This is a genomic window from Brevundimonas sp. 357, from assembly GCF_003938605.1.
Lineage (GTDB): Bacteria > Pseudomonadota > Alphaproteobacteria > Caulobacterales > Caulobacteraceae > Brevundimonas.
The window spans coordinates 14,985-34,692 of record NZ_RHWX01000003.1 but is presented as its reverse complement, the minus strand read 5'-3'; the positions used below and the strand labels follow the sequence as shown (position 1 = coordinate 34,692).

Annotated in this window: 18 protein-coding genes and 1 riboswitch; of the genes, 7 read left to right on the top strand and 11 right to left on the bottom strand. The window is 68.7% G+C overall.

Annotated features, from left to right (window positions below):
• Window positions 1-13: 13 nt before the first annotated feature.
• On the bottom strand, window positions 14-1,201 hold the full coding sequence (locus EGK63_RS03495) for a deoxyguanosinetriphosphate triphosphohydrolase (protein WP_125899952.1): 1,188 nt from the start codon (window positions 1,199-1,201) through the stop codon (window positions 14-16).
• A 108-nt stretch (window positions 1,202-1,309) separates the two neighbouring features.
• Here EGK63_RS03495 and EGK63_RS03490 point away from each other — a divergent pair, with 108 nt between their 5' ends.
• The 3 genes from EGK63_RS03490 to EGK63_RS03480 all read left to right on the top strand — a co-directional run bounded on the left by EGK63_RS03490 (window position 1,310) and on the right by EGK63_RS03480 (window position 3,033).
• Window positions 1,310-1,657, top strand: coding sequence for an iron-sulfur cluster assembly accessory protein (locus EGK63_RS03490; protein ID WP_165906529.1), 348 nt, complete (start codon window positions 1,310-1,312; stop codon window positions 1,655-1,657).
• A 53-nt stretch (window positions 1,658-1,710) separates the two neighbouring features.
• Entirely contained in the window at window positions 1,711-2,097 is a 387-nt protein-coding gene (locus EGK63_RS03485) for a hypothetical protein (RefSeq protein WP_243637554.1), read from the top strand.
• An 84-nt stretch (window positions 2,098-2,181) separates the two neighbouring features.
• Window positions 2,182-3,033 (top strand): neutral zinc metallopeptidase, encoded by an 852-nt coding sequence (locus EGK63_RS03480; RefSeq protein WP_125899949.1) that lies wholly within the window; start codon window positions 2,182-2,184, stop codon window positions 3,031-3,033.
• 10 nt (window positions 3,034-3,043) lie between these two features.
• On the opposite strand, the gene EGK63_RS03475 is transcribed toward EGK63_RS03480, so the two are convergent.
• Both EGK63_RS03475 and EGK63_RS03470 read right to left on the bottom strand, forming a co-directional pair.
• Window positions 3,044-4,348, bottom strand: coding sequence for a DUF418 domain-containing protein (locus EGK63_RS03475; RefSeq protein ID WP_125899948.1), 1,305 nt, complete (start codon window positions 4,346-4,348; stop codon window positions 3,044-3,046).
• Between the two features lie 65 nt (window positions 4,349-4,413).
• Window positions 4,414-5,358, bottom strand: a complete 945-nt coding sequence (locus tag EGK63_RS03470; protein WP_125899947.1) for an aspartyl protease family protein — start codon at window positions 5,356-5,358, stop codon at window positions 4,414-4,416.
• 175 nt (window positions 5,359-5,533) lie between these two features.
• On the opposite strand from EGK63_RS03470, the gene thrC reads away from it, so the two are divergent.
• Window positions 5,534-6,928, top strand: a complete 1,395-nt coding sequence (gene thrC, locus EGK63_RS03465) for a threonine synthase (protein ID WP_125899946.1) — start codon at window positions 5,534-5,536, stop codon at window positions 6,926-6,928.
• A gap of 15 nt (window positions 6,929-6,943) precedes the next feature.
• Here thrC and EGK63_RS03460 read toward each other — a convergent pair whose 3' ends face one another.
• A complete protein-coding gene (locus EGK63_RS03460) occupies window positions 6,944-7,831 on the bottom strand; it encodes a LysR family transcriptional regulator (protein WP_125900110.1) in 888 nt (295 codons plus the stop codon).
• Window positions 7,832-7,943: 112 nt separating this feature from the next.
• On the opposite strand from EGK63_RS03460, the gene EGK63_RS03455 reads away from it, so the two are divergent.
• Window positions 7,944-8,591 (top strand): LysE family translocator, encoded by a 648-nt coding sequence (locus EGK63_RS03455; RefSeq protein WP_125899945.1) that lies wholly within the window; start codon window positions 7,944-7,946, stop codon window positions 8,589-8,591.
• On the opposite strand, the gene EGK63_RS03450 is transcribed toward EGK63_RS03455, so the two are convergent.
• The gene (locus EGK63_RS03450; RefSeq protein WP_125899944.1) at window positions 8,564-9,526 is read right to left on the bottom strand and encodes a homoserine kinase; all 963 of its coding nucleotides are present in this window, start codon (window positions 9,524-9,526) and stop codon (window positions 8,564-8,566) included. The genes EGK63_RS03455 and EGK63_RS03450 overlap by 28 nt on opposite strands.
• Window positions 9,527-9,528: 2 nt before the next feature.
• Window positions 9,529-11,265: a homoserine dehydrogenase gene (locus tag EGK63_RS03445; protein ID WP_125899943.1), complete on the bottom strand. Its 1,737-nt coding sequence runs from the start codon at window positions 11,263-11,265 to the stop codon at window positions 9,529-9,531.
• Window positions 11,266-11,709: 444 nt separating this feature from the next.
• Window positions 11,710-11,836, top strand: a riboswitch (SAM riboswitch).
• Between the two features lie 76 nt (window positions 11,837-11,912).
• On the opposite strand from EGK63_RS03445, the gene EGK63_RS03440 reads away from it, so the two are divergent.
• Window positions 11,913-13,022 (top strand): homoserine O-succinyltransferase, encoded by a 1,110-nt coding sequence (locus EGK63_RS03440; protein WP_125899942.1) that lies wholly within the window; start codon window positions 11,913-11,915, stop codon window positions 13,020-13,022.
• Window positions 13,019-14,197, top strand: a complete 1,179-nt coding sequence (gene metB / locus EGK63_RS03435) for a cystathionine gamma-synthase (protein ID WP_125899941.1) — start codon at window positions 13,019-13,021, stop codon at window positions 14,195-14,197. Before EGK63_RS03440 ends, metB begins: the two co-directional genes overlap by 4 nt.
• Before the next feature lie 53 nt (window positions 14,198-14,250).
• Here metB and EGK63_RS03430 read toward each other — a convergent pair whose 3' ends face one another.
• The 5 genes from EGK63_RS03430 to EGK63_RS03410 form a co-directional block, all read right to left on the bottom strand.
• Window positions 14,251-16,074 carry a methyl-accepting chemotaxis protein gene (locus EGK63_RS03430; RefSeq protein ID WP_125899940.1) on the bottom strand — a complete coding sequence of 608 codons (1,824 nt, stop codon included), beginning with the start codon at window positions 16,072-16,074 and terminating at the stop codon, window positions 14,251-14,253.
• 99 nt (window positions 16,075-16,173) lie between these two features.
• Window positions 16,174-16,995, bottom strand: a complete 822-nt coding sequence (locus EGK63_RS03425; RefSeq protein ID WP_125899939.1) for a sulfite exporter TauE/SafE family protein — start codon at window positions 16,993-16,995, stop codon at window positions 16,174-16,176.
• A 68-nt stretch (window positions 16,996-17,063) separates the two neighbouring features.
• Complete coding sequence (dusA, locus tag EGK63_RS03420) at window positions 17,064-18,074, bottom strand: tRNA dihydrouridine(20/20a) synthase DusA (RefSeq protein WP_125899938.1); 1,011 nt, start codon at window positions 18,072-18,074, stop codon at window positions 17,064-17,066.
• A 52-nt stretch (window positions 18,075-18,126) separates the two neighbouring features.
• Window positions 18,127-18,876: an SDR family NAD(P)-dependent oxidoreductase gene (locus tag EGK63_RS03415; RefSeq protein ID WP_125899937.1), complete on the bottom strand. Its 750-nt coding sequence runs from the start codon at window positions 18,874-18,876 to the stop codon at window positions 18,127-18,129.
• Window positions 18,877-18,914: 38 nt separating this feature from the next.
• Window positions 18,915-19,673, bottom strand: a complete 759-nt coding sequence (locus tag EGK63_RS03410) for a 3-oxoacyl-ACP reductase (protein WP_125899936.1) — start codon at window positions 19,671-19,673, stop codon at window positions 18,915-18,917.
• Between the last annotated feature and the right edge of the window lie 35 nt (window positions 19,674-19,708).

The following is a 19,708-nucleotide window of genomic DNA, read 5'->3' as shown; positions in this document are numbered from 1 at the left end:
AGCCCTTCTCGAATCACAGATCGAGGGCGAGGTCGAGGCTGAACAGCTTCCTGTGGACCTCGATAGCGTAACGATCTGTCATACCGGCGATGTAGTCGCACACCGCCCGCGCCCGCGCGTCCCGGTCGTCGGTCAGGGCCGAGGCCTGCCATTCCGGCGGCATCACCTCCGGCTCGGCCATGAACAGCTGGAACAGCTGGGCCAGCACCCGTCGCGCCTGACTGCGGGTCCGGTTGACGCGGTAGTGGCGATACATCCGCTCGAACAGGAAGCGGCGCAGCACCGCCAGTTCCGCCATCATGCCGCTGGAGAACTGCACCAGGGTCTCGGGCGCCATGCGGACGTCCTCGGCCGTCTCGATGCGGTGCTTGGCCAGACGGGCCTCGGTCTCGGCCAGAACGTCATCGACCATGACGCCGATCATGCGGCGCACGGCTTCAAGCCGCAGCATCCGCTCGTCGATGTCGGGCCAGTCGGCGCGCGCGCTGGCGATACAGCGTCCGATCAGCGGCACATCGGCCAGATCGGACAGGCTGAACAGCCCCGCCTGCACCCCGTCGTCCACGTCGTGGTTGTTGTAGGCGATGTCGTCGGCGATGGCCGCGCACTGGGCCTCCAGCGAGGCGAAGGTGCCCAGACGCAAGTCCCAGTCGGCCGCCCCGCCCGGCGCATAGGCGGCGACCGCCTTCCACGCCGGGTCCGTCAGTTGGTGCGCCACCGGGCCGTTGTGCTTGACCACGCCCTCGACCGTCTCCCAGCTGAGGTTCAGGCCGGGAAAGCCGGGATAGCGGGTCTCCAGCTCGGTCACGACGCGGAAGCTCTGGACGTTGTGATCGAAGCCGCCGAACGCCTTCATCTGTTCGTGCAGTTCGTCCTCGCCCGCGTGGCTGAACGGCGGGTGGCCCAGGTCGTGGGCCAGGGCGACCGTCTCGGCCAGATCGTCGTCCAGCCGCAGGGCGTGGGCCAGAGAGCGGGCGATCTGCGCCACCTCCAGACTGTGCGTCAGCCGGGTGCGATAGTGGTCGCCCTCATGCGCCACGAAGACCTGCGTCTTCTCCTTCAGGCGGCGGAAGGCGGTGGCGTGGATGATGCGGTCGCGGTCGCGGGCGAAGGCGGTGCGGGTGCGGCTGGCGGGCTCGAAAACATGGCGGCCGCGGCTGGCGGCGGGGTTTTCGGCGTAGGGGGCGCGGGTCTGGCTCAAGGCGGCAGGACTTCGTGATGGCGACAGGCCTTTGCGAACGCCTGTCGGCCCCTCATATAGAGGGCCGTGAGCACCGTCCAATCCACAGAATCAGCCCGCGACCTGTCGCTGTCGGTCGCAACCCGGTCGCCCGAGGGCATCACCCTGGCCGAAAGCGGCGCGCGCCGCCTGGCCAAGCTGTCCGAGGCGGAAGGCAAGCCGGTCCTGCTGCGCGTCGCCGTCGACGGCGGCGGCTGCTCGGGCTTCCAGTATCGCTTCGAACTGGTCGACGGTCCCGAGGCGGACGATCTGGTGGTGCGCCGCGACGGGCAGGCCGTGGTGATCGACCCGGTCTCCATCCCCTTCCTGAAGGATTCCGAGATCGCCTTCGTCGATGAACTGGCGGGCGCCCAGTTCGTGATCCGCAATCCCAACGCCTCTTCCAGCTGCGGCTGCGGCGTCAGCTTCGCGATCTGAAGCGCGAAAAGCCTCGCTTGGCGGCGAGGCGTAACACACCCATCTGTATGGGCATGACGCGCCTGTTCGCCCTGACCCTGCTGTTCTACGCCGCGCCCCTGGCGGCGAGCGCCCAGACCTGGCCCGGCTGGCCCGGCCCTCCTCCGGCGGGCTACGATCCCCACATCGCCCGCGCCGAGCAGCACGCCCAGGCCATGGAGCGTCTGCGCCTACAGGCCGACCAGCGTGAGGCCGAGGCCGCCCGCATGAGGCTGCAGACCAGTCAGACATTGCAGCGGCTTGAAGCCGCGCGGTCGCCGCTCCCGGCGACGCCGCCTGCGATGGCCTATGCGCCGCGCCCGACAGCCCTGCCCGCGCCGGCGACCCTGACGCCGCCGCTCGACCAGACCGCGCCCGGCGTGACGGAGATCGACGCCTGGCTGAGCCGTTCGCCGCACTGACCACAGCGTTACATTTGCATCTCTTCACCTGCCCCTGCGTTTCAGCCTAGCTTCGGACCAGACGACGAAAGCGGAGAGCGACAGATGCGTTGGCAGGGCGGACGGCGCGGCGGCGGGGTTGAAGACCGGCGCGGCATGGGCGGCGGCGCGGTCGCGGGCGGCGGCATCGGCGTGCTGGTGCTGGCGGCCATCGGCTATTTCGTCTTCGGCATCGACCCGAACACCACCCAGCAGCTGGCCAGCCAGTTCGGCGGCGCCGGCCAGGCCGAGCAGCAGGGCCAGATGGGCTCGCCCGAGGATCAGGACGGCCAATTCGTCGAAGTCATCGGCTCCAACATCAACGACGTGTGGAAGACCAAGCTGCGCGGCTACACCCCGCCGACCACCGTGCTTTATACGCAGGGCACCCAGACCGGCTGCGGCTACGGCCAGGCGGCGATGGGCCCCTTTTACTGCCCAGCCGATCAGAAGGTCTATCTGGACCTGAGCTTCTGGCGCGAGATGGAAAGCAAGCTGGGCGCGTCCGGCGCGGACTTCGCCAAGGCCTATGTCATCGCCCATGAGTTCGGCCACCACGTCCAGACCCTGACCGGCGCCAGCCAGCAGGTGCAGCGCGCCCAGCAATCGGCGCGCTCACAGGCCGAGGGCAACCGCTATTCCGTCGCGCTGGAGCTTCAGGCCGACTGCTACGCCGGGGTCTGGGCCAGCAACGCCGCCGCCGTGTCGAACGGCCAGGTGGCGCTGGAGCCGGGCGATCTGGAGGAGGGCATGAAGACCGCCCAGGCCATCGGCGACGACGCCCTGCAGCGTCGCGGCGGCGGCCGCGTCTCGCCCGAAAGCTTCACCCACGGCTCGTCAGCCCAGCGGGTCGAGTGGCTGCAACGCGGCTATCAGACGGGCGACCCGGCCGCCTGCGACACCTTCGCCCAGCTCTAGACCTGATGGATCAGGCGGCCTTCGTGCGTTTCAGGGGCGAAGGCCGTCCATAGGCGAACCAGCGCAACGCCCATTCCAGCGGCCCCATGCTGAAGACCTGCAGCCACAGAGCGCTGAAAGCCATCTGGAACACCCAGATTCCCGCCGCCACGCCCCACAGGCCCCACCAGTCCAGCCTGCCCCACAGGTCAAGGCCATAGAACAGCAGGCCCGCGATCGCCGACTGACCCAGGTAGTTGGTCAGGGCCATGCGCCCCAGATTCCTTAGGGCGCGCCCCACGACGCCGAGCGCGTTCATCTTCCACAGCGACAGCAGCAGACCGACGTGCCCCAGGGTCATGGCGCAGCGACCCAGTTCATAGCTGGTCTGAGCCGTCCAGGATTCGGACGAGAACTGGCTGGTCCACAGCATCACGGCCTGGGCGCCGTTCACCGCCAGACCCAGGGCGTAACCGCCCCCGGCCAGCGCCAGATAGAAGCCGAGCGACCGCGCCCCGCCCAACACCCCCAGCTTGAACAGCGCCATGCCCAGCAACATGAAGGCGACCGATTCAATGACCAGGGTGATGGTGTAGCTGGACGCCGCATAGTCCAGCCAGGTCCGCACGCTCCACTTCAGCAGACCGACGACGCCCCCCGTGCGCGTGGCGGTTTCTTCGGCGATGGTCTCAGGCGTCAGGGTCTGCGCCTCCTGCGCGCGCACATGGACCTTCATCGCCTCTGCGTCCTCGGCCGATAGGACAGCACCGGCCTCGACCTGGGTCGCCAGTTCGGCGCCGCGTCGCGCCTCCATCGCCTGATACGCCCCAACCACGGCCGATTCGACGGTCAGCAGCAGAAGCAGGGCGGCTGACAGAGCGATCAGCGTGCGCGGCCGGGCTGCCCGAAAAACGAACAACAGAAACCCTGACAGGCCGTAGACATAGAGAATGTCCCCCGGAAACAGCAGAACGGTGGCGTTGAACACGCCCAGCGCCAACAAGGCCATGCAGCGGCGGAAATAGACATCGGCCGCCTGGATCGTCCCGCGTCCGTCTTCGCCGCGCAGGGTGATCAGCAGCATCCCCGCCCCGAACAACAGGGTGAACAGGCCCCGCATCGAGCCCTGCGCGAACAGGTGCTGGATGATCCACGCCGACCAGTCAGGATTGGCCAGGGTCGGCGGCAAGTCCGGATGATACTGTCCCCAAAGCCCGCCCATCATCATGATGTTGACCAGCAGGATGCCGCACAGGGCGAACCCGCGCAGGAGATCCAGGCTCTCCAGCCGCTGACTGGACGACACCGATGTGATGCTGGGCGGTAAGGCGGTCATACGGGCCGCTTATCCTCGTTCAGGCTGCGGATAAAATGGATTCGACCATTGGGAAATCAACAAGACTAAACAATGGTCACATCCATCAACGGTGCGAGGTGCAGCCGTCCGTCGCCCAAATCCAAAATAACGTCGCGATCGGCGAAAGCCTCCATGCCCAGCAGCGCTTCAGGATAGTTCGGCAGCGCCCGGCTGGCGTAGACAGCGGTCGCCACATTGCGCCACGCCTCGTCGCCCAGCGCCACGCTTTGCGCCCGGATCATCCGCGTTCTGGCCACTCCGCCCAGAACGACGCTGGACCCCGATTGTTCAGGCCGTCCGTCCAACAGACCCGATGCCTGCGCCGCCACGTCGCTAAGCGCCAGAAGCGAGGACGAACCGGTGTCCACCACCGCCTTGACCGGCGCGCCCTCGACCACGACCTCGGCGATCAGAGCCGTGCCCGAACGTCGAACGGGCAAGGACCGATAAGCGGGCGTCAGCCCCGCCTGGGCCTCGACGAACAGCCGCAACCGCCGTCGACGCAAGTCCATCTCCAGCACCGCCTCCATCAACAGATCCTGCCCCAGGATCAGCGGCGCGCCGAGGCCCTCGTCGCCCCCCAACGGCCCCAGGTCCAGAATGCCCGCACGCAGACGCCCCACGCGCGCCGTCCCAACGGCGAGATCCAGCGTCACGCCCCGCCCCATCTGGGCGCGCCCGTCCACGCCATAGGCGATCAACGGCATGTCGAAGAGGTCGTCCAGCCCCAGCTCCGTCACCAGCCGCCGGTCGATCACCGAATACTGCGCCCCGCTGTCGATCAGGGCGGTCAGCTCCCGCCCCGCCAGCCGAACGCGCACCGTCGGCAACAGGGTCCGTGGCGCGACGAAAGGCAGCCAGCCGCTGGTCCCATCGGCGCCGAACGTCACGCTGGGTCGCCGCCACAGCACATGGTCCTTCAGCCACAGGCCGCCGCCGACGGCGGCGGCAATCGCTCCGGCACGGATGAGAAGGGAACGGCGGTTCATCCGCCTGACATGAACCGGCCGGCGGCGCGGCGCCAGCCCCCTTTCCCATCTCCGCGCGCCGGCCGCCGCCTTGGCGCCGGTTGAGCCAGGTTGTTGCGCCGTATTGCAACAATTCCGTTCGCACGCGCAAAATATTCATGACGAAATCGTAGATCACGGCTAGAAACAACCCGTCATGCCAGTCTCCCCTGATCGTTACCTCTCGACGCGCGGCGACGCCGCTCCGACTCGCTTCAGCGACGCCCTGCTGCGCGGCATAGCGCCGGACGGCGGCCTCTACATGCCGCAGGCCTGGCCTCCCCTGCCCGCCGACGCCACCCGTCCCGGCCGCGGCTACGCCGAGATCGCCAAGGCGGCGATGGCGCCCTTCATCGGCGACGCCCTGCCTGCGGGCGCGCTGGACCGCGCCCTGGACCGCCTGACCAAGGGCTTCGACCATCCGCTGGTGACGCCTCTGGTCGAGCTGGAGCCCGGACTGTTCGTGCTCGAACTGTTCCACGGCCCCACGGCGGCGTTCAAGGATCTGGCCATGCAGCTGGTCGCCGCCCTGTCGGACGAGGCCCTGGCCGCGACGGGCGAGACCCTGACCCTGCTGACCGCAACCAGCGGCGACACCGGCGCCGCCGCCGTGCGCGCCTTTGCGGGCGCCGCGCGCATCAAACTGATCGTCCTGCACCCGCTGGACCGGGTCTCGCCGGTGCAGCGCAAGCAGATGACGACGGTCGAGGCCGACAACGTCCTGAACCTGGCCGTGCGCGGCGACTTCGACGACTGCCAGCGTCTGGTGAAGGGGCTGCTGGCCGAGGAACGCTTACGCGAACAAGGCCGCCTGTCCTCGGTCAACTCGATCAACTGGGGCCGTCTGGCGGGCCAAATTCCCTACTATGTCTCAGCCACGGCCCAACTGGGCCAGGCGGCGACCTTCGTGGTGCCGACCGGCAATTTCGGCGACGCCTTCGCCGGGATCGCCGCCAGGAAGATGGGCCTGCCCGCCGCCGGTTTCGTCGCCGCCGTCAACCAGAACGACGCCCTGGCCCGCGCCATCAACGACGGCGTCTACGCCCGCCGCCCGGCGGTCGAGAGCGGTAGCGTCTCGATGGACGTTCAGGCGCCGTCTAACTTCGAACGTCTGGTCTATGAAGCCGCCGGCCGCGACGCCGAGGCGACCCGCGCCGTGTTCGAGACCTTTGCGCGCGAGGGCTCCGTGACCCTACCCGCCGACCTACTGGCCGCGCTGCGCGCCGAGGTCTCAGCCGTCTCGGTCGGCGAGACGACGACCAAGGCCGAGATCGCCCACGCCCACGCCGCCTGGGGCCGTATCGTCTGCCCGCATACGGCGGTCGCCCTGGCCGCGGCGCGCCGCCTAGACCGCAACGGTGCGCCGATCGTCGCCCTGTCCACCGCCCACCCGTCCAAGTTCGGCGCCTTCGTCTCGAGCGTCATCGGCGTAGAACCGGAACCGGCCCCCGTCATCCGCGCCTTGGGCGACCGCCCCGAGCGGCTGACGGTGATCGAGAACACGCCCGAAGCGGCCCTGGCGGCGGTGAAGGGGTTTGCTGAAGCGGGCTAATCGCCGCGCAGGCTGCTAGGCGATTTCTTGGGTGACATTTTCGTTTAGATTGACGGTCATCCGAGCCTGCATCCAAACGATGAAACGGTCGATACGCTCATCGCGTGAGTCTTCGGAGCGCAAGGCGACATAGGCCGTGCCGTCGGGCTTAAAACCCTCAGGCGCGAGCAGGCGACCCGCCTGCACTTCGCCCCGCGTCATATGGACCGAGGCCAGCGCCGCCCCCTGCCCCGCCTCCGCAGCCTGCAGGGCCAAGTAGAAGTGCTCATACTCGATGCCTGGCCCATCGAAACCTCCGTCACGACCGGCGCTCCAATTCCGCCAGGCGTGCGGCCGGGTGCGGCTGTGCAGGCGCGGTACATCCCTCTTCTCTCGCCCAGACAGAGATGGCGACAAAACCGGCCCCATCATTTCAGGCGCCAGCAACGTCGCCCTGACGCCGGACGGTAAGGGAAAGTCATTTCGTCTAACCGCTACATCAATGTTATTATTATGAAAATCTATAGCGCCGCCGGCCGCCAAAATGCGCACCTGCAACCCCGTTTCCCGCTCCAGATCGGCCATAGCCGGGATCAATAGGCGCAAGCTGAGCGTCGGCTCGCAGGAAATGGTCAGCGGAGCCGGCGTCGCCTCAAGGCCGCGAAATCCCACCATGATCTGATCCAGGCCCGCAAAGGCGCCGCCCAGCCGTTCGGCCAGCCACTCCCCCTTGCGGGTCAGGTGGACGCCCCGATTGCGACGCTCGAACAACACAGTGTCGAGATCGCGCTCCAAAGACTGAACCTGTTTGGACACTGCGCCATGCGTCACGTTCAGCTCTGCCGCCGCAGCCACCAGGCTACCGCTGCGCGCCGCAGCTTCGAACGCGCGAAGTGCATTGAGTGAAGGCATTCGGGCGGTCATGCCGATTTCCATGAGTGAGTAATTTTCACATATATAAACGAAATAGTTTCGTTTTTCAAAGCCGTTACGCCGGGCGACAAAAGCCTCGTCTTCAACCTTTGAGCGGCACGCGATGAGTCAGTTCTTCATGGTCCTCGGCGTGGTCTGGCTGGCCGTAATCAGCCCCGGCGCCGACTTCGCGATGGTGTCGCGAACCAGCGCAATCGAAGGACGCCGCGCCGGGCTGATGGTCGCAACGGGGGTGGCTGCGGCCTGCTGGCTGCACATAACCTATGCGGCGTTCGGACTGGCGCTGCTGTCGCGTGCGTTTCCCAATCTTCTGGATGTCGTGCGCCTGATCGGTGCCGCATACCTGATCTACATGGGAGCCGGAATGGCGCTGAAGACCCCCACGCCGCCTGCTCCCGCTGCCAGCGAAACCCCTTCGGTCGAGGGAGGGCGCGCCTTCGGCCGCGGGCTGCTGACCAATGCGCTCAACCCCAAGACCGCGATCTTCATCATCAGCCTGTACGCCCAGGTCGGAGGCGCCGACGCATCTTCGTTCGTGAAACTGGGCTACGGCGCCGTGATCTCCCTGTCCCACCTGATCTGGTTCGGTGCAGTCGCCGTCTTCCTGTCCCAGGCCGAAGTACGCCGCCGGGTGCTGCAACACCGACGAAAGGCCGATATCGTCATCGGCGGCGCACTGGTCCTATTAGGCGTAGCCCTAGCCCTCTACGACATGGACGGCGTTCAGGCCGGCTCCGCCGCCTTCCAGTAGTCCAGTCGCCGGAAGAAGGGCGTCGGATCCTTGGGCGTGACCAGATTGGCCGGGTCATGGAACAGCCGGTCATGCAGGCGCGTCAGGGTGAAGCGCACCACCGCCGCCGCACCGAGTTCCGGCAGGGCCTTGCGCTCGGCGCCCGACAGGGGTCGCACCGACTCATAGCCCTTCTGGAAGGCGCGCAGAGCCGACGGCATGGGCCGCCCCTCGGCGTCGAACCCCCAGGCGCTGAGCGCGATGGCCAGGTCATAGGCCAGCACGTCGACGCAGGCGAAATAGAAGTCGATCACGCCCCCCACATCCGTCGCCCCATGCTCGTTCGTCGCGAACAGGACGTTATCGGGGAAGTAATCGGCGTGGATCGGCCCGCGCGGCAAGGCGGGATCGCTCCACGGCCGGGCTAGGTCCGGCAGCAGGCGCTGCATCTGCTCCAGCATCCGGCGATCCTCGCCCACAGCGACCGTATCGCAACGTGCGGCCAGGTTCGCCCAGGCGCGCGGCCCGACCGGATTCTCGCGCACGCCGTCATAGTCGGCCGCATCCAGATGCAGCAGCGCCAGCACCTGACCGGCGCGATACTGATCCTTGTCCGTCGGCTGGCGCTTCCAGGCGCCGGGCGTCCATTCGACGATGGCGGCGGCGCGGTCGTTCAGGCGGCCGATCATTTGGCCGTGCAGGTCCGCCACCGGCGCAGGCGTCGGGAAGCCCTGCGCCGCCAGCCGCCCTGTCAGGCCGAGGCAGAACGGCAGGGCCGAGGCCTCGGTCCGCCCCTCGAACAGGGTCAGGACATAGGCGCCCTGCTCCGTGACCAGGCGATAGTTGGTGTTCTCGACCCCCTCGGCGATCGGGGTCAGTTCGACCAACCCGCCGAGAGGGTAGCGCATGAGATAGTCGTCGGCCTGTTGCGGCGTGACGGGCGTGAAAACGGCCATGACTAGACAAGCTCCGCAGCGGCGCGGCGGGCGCGCATGACGTCGGCGACATCGGCCAGCACGCTCTCGGTCGTGGCCCAGCGCCCGGCGCCGCGCCCTTTGCACGTCCACACTCGGCCGTCCTGACCATAGACCTTCAAGGCGTTGCGCTCTCCGTTCAGCGACAGGAAGAGCGCGTCTTCCAGTTCGCCGTCAAGCCGCACCGAGGCGTCCAGGGCGCCGTCACGCTCGAAGCAGGCGCCGATCTGGCGCACCGGCGCCTCGCCCAGCGGCGTCTCGGCGGCCAGGACATCGCGCGGCAGGTCGTCGGGCGAGCGGCCGAAGGCCTCGAACGACAACAGCTTGACCTTGGCCGCGGCGTCGAAACCCTCCAGATCGGACGCGGGGTCTTCCTCGGCGAAGCCGGCGGCGCGGGCGTCGGCCAGGGCGTCGGAGAAGGTCGCCCCCTCGCCCAGACGTTGCAGCATGAAGTTGACCGTGCCGTTCAGCACCGCCTCGAAACCGGCCACCGGACCGGCGGCGCGGGCGGCGCGCAACGTCTCGATCATCGGCGAGCCGCCGCCGACCGAGGCCGACCAGGCGACGCGACAGCCGTTGGCGTCGGCCAGGGCCTGAAGCCCCTTGGGATCGCGGGCCACGGCCTGTTTATTGGCGCTGACCACGTCGCAGCCCGCCTCCAGCGCGCGGCGGATCAGGGCATGACCCGCCTCGCCCTCGGACAGGGCCTCCAGCACCAGGTCCGGCTTCTTGGCCAGCAGGGCTTCGACGTCATTGGTGAACAGTTCGGCGGGCGCCGATACGTCGCGCTTTTTCAACGGGTTGCGCACCAGGACGCCGACCACTTCAAAGCGGTCGTCCGGCAGCAGGCGGCTGAGCAGACCGCCGCCGACCACGCCGCAGCCGGCCACGGCGACCTTCAGCGGTTCAGCCGCCTGCACCGGGCCGGGAGGAGCCCCGCGTTCGCCGACGATCGTGCCTTCAGCGCGCCCAAGCGCGGCGACCTCGATATCGACGCCGCGCGCCTCGGCCAGGTCGATGGCGTCATGCTGGACCAGGGCGCCGCCGACCTGGCGCGCCGTGTCCCAGCTGGCGCGGCGATAGCGCAGCGGCGTGCCCGTCTCGCAGGCCGGATCGCGGTCGTAGAGGCCGTCGACGTCCTTCACCAGACGCACGCGCTTCAGGCCCAGTTCAGCGGCCAGAACCACCGCCGTCAGGTCCGATCCGCCGCGGCCCAGCAGGGCCACGCGGCCGTTCGAACGCACCGCGCCGAAGCCCGGAACCACCACCACCTCATGCTCGGCCAGGGCCTGATGCAGACGCTCGCCCTTCAGCGACACGGGGCGGGCGTGCTGGGCCGGGCCTTCGGCGACGATGCCCAGTTCGCGCACCGACAGGCCGATGGCGTCCAGCCCCACCCGGTCGCAGGCGACGGCGACCAGGGCGGCGGCCTTTTCCTCGCCCAGCACGACATAGGCGGGCAGCAGCTCGTTCTCGTGATCCAGGCCCAGGCTGCGGGCGTCGGCCAGCAGCTGATCCGTCTGTCCGGCCAGGGCCGAGACCACGGCCACCACCTTCCGGCCGGCGCGGACGTGGCCGTAGATTTCGCTGGCGACGGCGGGGGCCTGGGCGGCGTCGCGCAGGACCGACGAACCGAACTTCAGCACCACCACATCGGCGGCGGGGGCGAGGGCTGCGACCGGTTTCAACTGATCGGCGACGAGGGCGAGAGAGGCGGACATGGGCGTTTCCTGAAGGCTGGATCTGGGAGGATTTCGGGAGAGGTCGGAGGTGGGTTCGGGCCAATAAAAAACCCGCCCGGGGGTCCGGGCGGGTGATCGGTTTTCTGCGTTTTCTCGCCTAGACGGCGCGCATCATCCGGTCCCCGCCCGCAAGGGCATGGTGGTGGTACCGGTGGTCGTAATCATGGACGCGAAGAGGCCCGTCGCCGAGGCGGCGATCGCGGTCGTCTTCATGCTGGCGAGGCGGTAAGGCACAGGCGGCGTCCGGTTGAAAATCGTGCCTTAGGGTGAGCCAGGGCGCCGCGCCGCGTCAACCCCGTCTCGAAAGAATTTTTCGCAACATCGTCTCAGGACGCCGTTTTCGCCACTCACATGAACCACATGCGCAAAAATGGGGTGAAATTTTTCGCTTGACCGGCGCTCTTCGCAACCGCACCGTAAGCTCACTCATCAAGACCGGCTGAGGGATTAGGCCCTTTGACGCCGGGGCAACCATCGGGTTCCGCCCGAAACGGTGCCAACTCCTGCGGGGTTCTTCGGGCTTGCCTGAAAGGACCGCGAGAGATGGGTGGAGCGTCGATAAGGCGGCGCGCCACAGGTCTGTCACGCATGGGTTTCGCCGGTGAGCCGAACCTTTGAGTGATGCGATGACCCTGGCCCTGATTTCCACCGAAACCACCGAAGAGCCTTCCTGTAAGGCCTCCGCCGCTGCGCCTGCGCCCAAGGGCGGCGCCCAGATCGGCGTGAAGGCCGCGCGCCGTCCGTCGGAACTGCTTCAGCGCGACGGCGCCCATGACGTCGAGGTTGCGATCCCCGACGGCTTCGAACTGGATTTCGGCGGAACCCTGACCCAGAAGCGGGTCCTCGGCCGCCTGCACGGCAAGGCTAACGCCCCCCTGATCGTGGTCGCAGGCGGCATTTCCGCCGACCGTTACGTCCACCGCACCGAGACGAAGGGGCTGGGCTGGTGGTCCGGCGCCGTCGGCGTGCGCGCCCCGATCGACCTGACCCGCTTCCGCGTCCTGGCCTTTGATTTCGCGCCTGAATTCGGCGAAGGCGTCAAGGACGCCAAGACCCCGCTGACCATCACGACCCAGGATCAGGCGCGGCTTCTGGCCCTGCTGCTGGACCATCTGGGCGTGGACAAGGTCGCCGCCTTCATCGGCTGTTCCTACGGCGGCATGATCGCCCTGGCCTTCGGCGAGTTGTTCCCCGACTGGGCCGAGCAGCTGGTGGTGGTTTCCGCCGCCCATCGCCCGCATCCGCTGGCCACGGCCTGGCGCGGCATCCAGCGCCGCATCCTGCAACTGGGTCTTGAGACCGGCCGCATCGATCAGGCCGTCGGTCTGGCGCGCGAACTGGCCATGACCACCTACCGCACCCAGGAAGAGTTCGGCGACCGCTTCGATTCCGAGGCTCCCAGCCACGCGGGCCAGGCCTATCCGGTGTGCGACTATCTGCAGGCGCGCGGCCGGGCCTATCGCGACCGCACCACGCCTTCGCGCTGGCTGACCCTGTCGGACTCCATCGACCGCCATCGCGTCGAGCCCGAGGCGATCAGCGCCCCCGTCACCCTGGTCGGCTTCACCACCGACCGCCTCTGCCCCATCGACGACATGAGAGAGCTGGCCGATCGTCTGCCCAACCTCTGGCGCTTTGAACAACACCCCTCCGTCTACGGCCACGACGCCTTCCTGAAGGAAGACAGGCTGGTCGCCGACATCCTCACCTCCGTACTGAAGGACATCGACCAATGAGCCGCGCCCGTCACGCCGATCCCCGCACCATCGCCGCCCGCTCGGGCGTCGATACGGACACGGCCCACGGCGCGGTCATGCCGGCGCTGTATCTGTCGTCCAACTATTCCTTCGCCGCCTTCGGCCAGCCGCGCAAATACGACTATTCGCGCTCGGGCAATCCGACCCGCGACGTCCTGGCCGAGACCCTGGCCGAGCTGGAAGGCGGCGCCGGCGCCGTCATCACCGCCACCGGCATGGCCGCGGTCGACCTGCCGCTCAGCCTGCTGGAGCCGGACGACCTGTTGATCGCGCCGCATGACTGTTACGGCGGTACGCACCGTCTGCTGTGCGCCCGCGCCAAGAAGGGTCACTTCCGCGTCGCCTTCGTCGATCAGAACGACGGCCCCGCCCTGGACGCCGCCCTGGCCGACGGGTGCAAGCTGGTGCTGGTCGAGACCCCGTCCAACCCCCTGCTGCGCGTCACCGACATCGCTGACGTCTGTCGCCGCGCCCATGCCGTGGGGGCCAAGGTGGTGTGCGACAACACCTTCCTGTCGCCGGCCCTGCAACGGCCGTTGGAGCTGGGCGCCGACATCGTGGTCCACTCGACCACCAAATACATCAACGGCCATTCCGACGTGGTCGGCGGCGCCGTGGTCGCGGCCGATCCGGCCGATCATGAAAAGCTGGCCTGGTGGGCCAACTGCCTGGGCGTCACCGGCTCGCCGTTCGACGCCTATCAGACCCTGCGCGGCCTGCGGACCCTGTTCACCCGCATCGAGCGCCAGCAGGCGACGGCCGGCCTGGTCGCGGCGGTGCTGGAGCTGCACCCGGCGGTCAAAGCCGTCCACTATCCGGGCCTGACCAGCCATCCCGGCCACGACCTGGCGGCGCGGCAACAGTCGGGGCCGGGCGCCATGCTCAGCTTCGAACTGAACGGCGGGACCGACGCGGTGCGCCAGGTGATCGAACGGCTGGAGGTCTTCACCCTGGCGGAATCCCTGGGCGGGGTCGAAAGCCTGGTCGCCCACCCGGCCACCATGACCCACGCCGCCATGACGCCCGAGGCCCGCGTGACGGCCGGCATCACCGACGGCCTGCTGCGCCTGTCGGTCGGGCTGGAGCATCAGGACGACATCCTGGCCGACCTGACCCAAGCCCTGGACGCGGTGACGCTGAAGGCGGCGGCGTAAGCGCGGAAAGCGCGCGCGTCTCCCTCCCCTTCATGGGAGGGAGAATTTGACGCTTAAGCCACGGCCCGCGCCAGGGCGTCCATCCGTCCGCGCGCGTCCAGGTCGCGCACATCGTCCAAGGCGAACTGACCCATCATGCGATCCAGCTCGATCGCGTCGGAGGCCAGGGCGTGGCTGGCGGCGGTCGATTCCTCAACCATGGCCGCATTCTGCTGCGTCACCTGATCCATCTGGTTCACGGCGATGTTGACCTGCTGCAGGCCGCTGGACTGTTCGTGCGAAGAGGCGGCAATCTCTTCGGCGATGACGGTCAGGCGCTGAATCTGACCGGCGATCCGCTCCAGCGCATGGCCGGTGTCGCCGACCAGGGCCACGCCCGCGCCGACCTGACGGCCCGACTCGGTGATCAGGGTCTTGATCTCCTTGGCCGCCGAGGCCGAGCGCTGCGCCAGCGCCCGCACTTCCGAAGCCACCACGGCGAAGCCGCGACCGGCGTCGCCCGCGCGCGCCGCCTCGACGCCCGCGTTCAACGCCAGCAGGTTGGTCTGGAAGGCGATCTCGTCGATCACCCCGATGATGGCGCCGATCTCGGACGAAGAGCGTTCGATCTCGCCCATGGCGGCGATGGCGCGGCCGACCACGGCCTGACCGTCCACCGCCTCGGACTGGGCGCCGCGCACCACGCCGCCCGCCTCCGTCGCGCCCTCGGCCGAACGGGCCACGGTGGCCGTGATCTGCTCCAGGGCGGCGGCGGTTTCTTCCAGGCTGGCGGCCTGCTGTTCGGTGCGGCGCGACAGATCGTCGGACGCCTGTGAAATCTCACGGGCGCTGGCGCCGATGGCGGCGGCGCGCTCGACGATCACCCGCATCACGCCCTGCAGCTTGTCCATCGCCGCGTTGAAGTCGGTGCGCAGCCCCTCATACTCAGGCGCGAACGGATCGTTGAGGCGGAAGGCCAGTTGGCCGTGCGACAGCCGGTCCAGACCCTTGGCCACCCCCTCGACCACGCGGGCCTGCTGGCGGGCGGCCTCGGCGTCGCGCTCGGCCTGGGCCTGGCGTTCGGCTTCGGCGGCGTGGCGCGCGGCCTCGGCCTCGGCCTCCAGACGCACCTTTTCCTCGGCGTTCTGCTTGAAGGTCAGGACGGCGTCGGCCATACGGCCGATCTCGTCGCGGCGGCCGATCGCGGGGATGGCCACATTCAGATCGCCGCCCGCCAGACGCCCCATGGCGCGGGTCATGGCCTCGACCGGACGGCTCAGCGCCCCGATCAGCCACAGGGCCGCGCCCACGGCGATGCCCAGCGCCAGAACCCCGCCTACGGCGAAGGCGACATAGGCCTCGGTGAAGGCGAAGGCCTTGGCCTTGGCCCGCTCCTCGGCCAGCACGACTTCCTGCTTCTGGATCGAACCCACCGCCTGTCGAATGTCCGACAGGCGCGCGGCAGAGGCCAGTTGAGCCAGGGCGGCTTCATGCGTCGCAGGCTCGCGGGCCAGGGCCATGACCCCCTGGGCGCTCTTCTCGAATTCAGCGGTGGCGGCGATCAGCGCCGTCTGCTCGGCGGCGTAGGCCCCGTCGACATCCGACGCGGCCAGGTCCGCCATCCGCGACTTCACGTCCGCGCCGCCCTGATTGAAGGCTTCGATGAAGCCGGGGTCGCGGCTGGCGACATAGCCGCGCATGGCGTTCTGCTGCTCGACGGCGGCGGCCATCAGGCGGTCCGACGCCTTCATCACCTCGCGCGAGGCCGTGTCCGCCGCATCGGCGCGCTGCAAGGACGCCACGCACCACAGGACGATCAGGGTCGCCGCCCCGCACGCCGCGATCACCGCCATGAAAGACAAGATCAGCTTCTTGGGGACCGACAGGTTCTGCAACATGACTTCAAGGCTCGGGGAGGGAGGTTCAGCCTCGCTCCCTAGCCCGCGCTTGTTCGACAAAGTGTTAGCGCCCGCCTGCGGGCATCTACTTAATCGCGCTCACAGCGCCTTCAGCACCACCGACAGGGCCGTCAGCAGCAGATAGACCGCAAAGGCCCGGCGCAGCATCTTCCGATCCAACCGATGCGCCAGCCGCGCGCCATAAGGCGCCGTCAATGCCGTCAGCAACCCCATGATCACCGCCGCCGGCACATTGACGTAGCCCAGCGACAGCGGCGGCCGCCCCGGCGCGTCCCAGCCGAACACCGCGAATCCCAGGGCCGCCGCAGACCCGATGGCCAAACCGAAGCCCGAGGCCGTCGCCACCGCCTGATGGATCGGCCGCCCGCACAGGGTCATGGTCATGCCGCCGAAACTGCCGCCGCCGACGCCCATCATGGCCGACAGCAGGCCGATGCCCGTGCCCACGCCGCGCCGCCCCCAGCCCGTCGGCAGATCCTTTCGCAGGGTGAATCGCTCGGGCAGCAGCCCCATCTGCGCCGCGATCAGCAGCAGGCAGACGCCATAGACGATCGCCAGCCCCTCCATGGAGGTGAAGCCCGCGACCGCCGCCCCGATCAGCCCCCCGAACGCCACCCAGGGCGTCCAGGTCTTCAGTACCTGTTCGTCCACCGCCCCGTGCGCCCGATGCGTCGCCAGCGATCGCAGCGAGGTGGCGACGATGGTCAGCAGCGAGGTGCCGATGGCGACGTGCAGATTGCCCTCCCCGCCCACGCCCAGCACCGAGAAGGCGTAGAACAGCGCCGGCACCAGCACCGTCCCGCCGCCGACGCCGAACAGGCCGCCGATCACGCCCGCGACCGCCCCCGCCCCGACCAGGGCGGCGAGCATCAGGGCGAGTTCAGACAGGGGCAGGGTCATGAGCCATGGCTTAGCCGCCCGCCGTCGCGCCGTCAGCCCCTTCGCCGAGATGAGCGGAGGCGAGCGCTCTACGCCGCCTTGCGCGCCTCGGCCTCGCGCACGGCTTCGACCGCGCGATCGACGACCTCCAGCCCCGCGCCGGGCTTCACGCCCTCGACCGTCAGGATGCGGCGGAAGGCGCGCGCCCCCGCCCGGCCGTGCATCAGGCCCAGCATGTGCCGGGTCATGCTCGCCAGATTGGCGCCCTCGTCCAGCCGCGCGGCCATGTAGGGTCGGTAACGCTCAAGCGCCTCGAACACATCCACGTCCGGCGTCGTCTCGCCGAAGATGCGCCGATCAACCTGCCCCATCAGGGCGGGCTCATGATAGGCGGCGCGGCCCAGCATGACGCCGTCCAGTTGCACGCCGTCGTCGGCCCTCAGATGCGCCTCGGCCTGATCCAGATCGCCGATGCCGCCGTTGATGCTGATGGACAGATGCGGCCGCTCGCGCTTCAACCGCCGCACCAGCGCATAGTCCAGCGGCGGCACGTCGCGGTTCTCCTTGGGCGACAGGCCTTTCAACCACGCCTTGCGCGCGTGAATGATGAAGCTGCCGATGCCGACGGCGGCCGAGGCGTCGACCGTGGCGAACAGGCTGACCTCGGGATCCTGATCATCGACGCCGATGCGGCATTTGACGGTGGCGGGGACGCTGACCGCCTCCTTGATCGCCGCCATGCAGTCGGCCACCAGTTCAGGCTCGCGCATCAGGCAGGCGCCGAACTTGCCCGACTGCACCCGATCCGAAGGGCAGCCGACGTTCAGATTGATCTCGCCATAGCCATAGGCCTCGCCGATCTTCGCCGCCTCGGCCAGCTGCGCCGGGTCCGACCCGCCCAGTTGCAGCGCCACCGGGTGCTCGACCGCATCAAAGCCCAGCAGGCGGTCGCGGTCGCCGTGGATCACCGCCGGGGCCGTCACCATCTCCGTATAGAGCAGGGCGCGCGTGCTCAGCGCGCGGTGAAACGCCCGACAATTGCGGTCGGTCCAGTCCATCATGGGGGCGACGGAAAACCGGTGGGGCGGATGCTGGCTCATGGCCAGCCCCTATAGAGAAAAGGGGGCGGATTGGCGACCGGCCCCGTCGGGATCAGCCGCGCGCCACCTGGAAGCCCGCGAACGACTGGCTGACCGGCATCAGCTCCAGCGCGTTGATGTTCAGGTGCGCCGGCAGGGTCGCGACCCAGAACAGCGTCTCGGCGATGTCCTCGCCGGTCATCGGCGCCGCCCCGCCGTAGAGGGCGTCGGACGCCGCCTGGTCGCCACCGGTGCGGACCAGGGTGAACTCCGTCTCGGCCATGCCCGGCTCGATGGAGGTGACGCGCACCCCTGTCCCGTGCAGGTCCGAGCGCAGCCCCAGCGAGAACTGGCGCACGAAGGCCTTGGTCCCGCCATAGGCGTTGCCGCCCTTGTACGGGTAGGTCGCCGCCACCGAACTGATGTTCAGGATCGCCCCCTTGCGCGCGATCAGGCGCGGCAGCAGGCGATGCGTCAGCGTCACCAGGCCGGTGATGTTGGTGTCGATCATCTGGCGCCACTGGGCCAGGTCCGCCTCCTGCGCGGTGGCTGTGCCCAGCGCCAGACCGGCGTTGTTGATCAGCACGTCGATGTCGCGGAAGCCTTCGGGCAAGGCGTCCAGCGCCGCGTCGATAGCGGCCTCGTCCCGCATGTCGAAAGGCGCGGCGTGAACCCGGTCAGCGCCCAGCTCCGCGACCAGTTCGTCCAGACGCTCCTGACGGCGGCCGGTGGCGATGACCTTCCAGCCCGCGCCCGCGAAACGACGCGCCGCCGCCCGGCCGATGCCCGAGGTGGCTCCGGTGATCAGAATGACGCCGCTCATGATGTCCGTCCTGGCTGAGGCTTTACTGTCGGCCCGACTTAATCCCGCACCAGCCCGCCGTCGACCACCAGATTCTGCCCCGTCACCGCTCGGCTCCACGGCGAGGCGAAGAAGAGGGCCGCATCGGCGAACTCTTCCGGCGTCGTCACCGACCGCAGCGGCGTCATGCCGGCGATCAGGTCGAACACCGCCTCTGGCGTCGCGGCGCTGGCGTCGGTCGTCCGCAGAAGCCCGCCCGAGATCATGTTGACGGTGATCCCCGACGGCCCCAGATCGCCCGCCGCCGTCCGCGTCAGGCTGAGCAGGGCGGCCTTGGCGGCGGTGTAGTCGTGATAGGGCACGACCGGGTTCTGGAACAGGTTGGTGCCGATGTTGATCACCCGGCCGAAGCCTTGCGCGCCCATGCCCGGCGCCGTCGCCTGAATGACGTTCAGGGCGCCGCGGATCACGGTCGCGAACTGACGCTCCATATCTTCCCACGGGATGTCCGCCATCTGGGCGCGGGCGTCGCCGTTGAAGCTGTAGTCCAGCGCATTGTTGACCACAGTGCTGACCGCCCCGCCGAAATGGCCCTGAACCTTCGCCACCATGGCGTCCACGGCCGCGCGGTCCGTCACATCAGCCTGAACGGCGAAGGCGCGCTCGCCCAGTTCCGCCGCCAGCGCCTCGGCCCGCTCGCCGCTGCTGCGCCAGTTGATCGCCACCCGCGCGCCCTGCCCCGCAAAGGCTCGCGCCGCCGCAGCGCCCACGCCGCGCGCCCCGCCGGTGATGAGAACGATCTGATCGCGGATTTCCATGAGAACAACTCGCAAATTCTGAAACAACCTCAGCC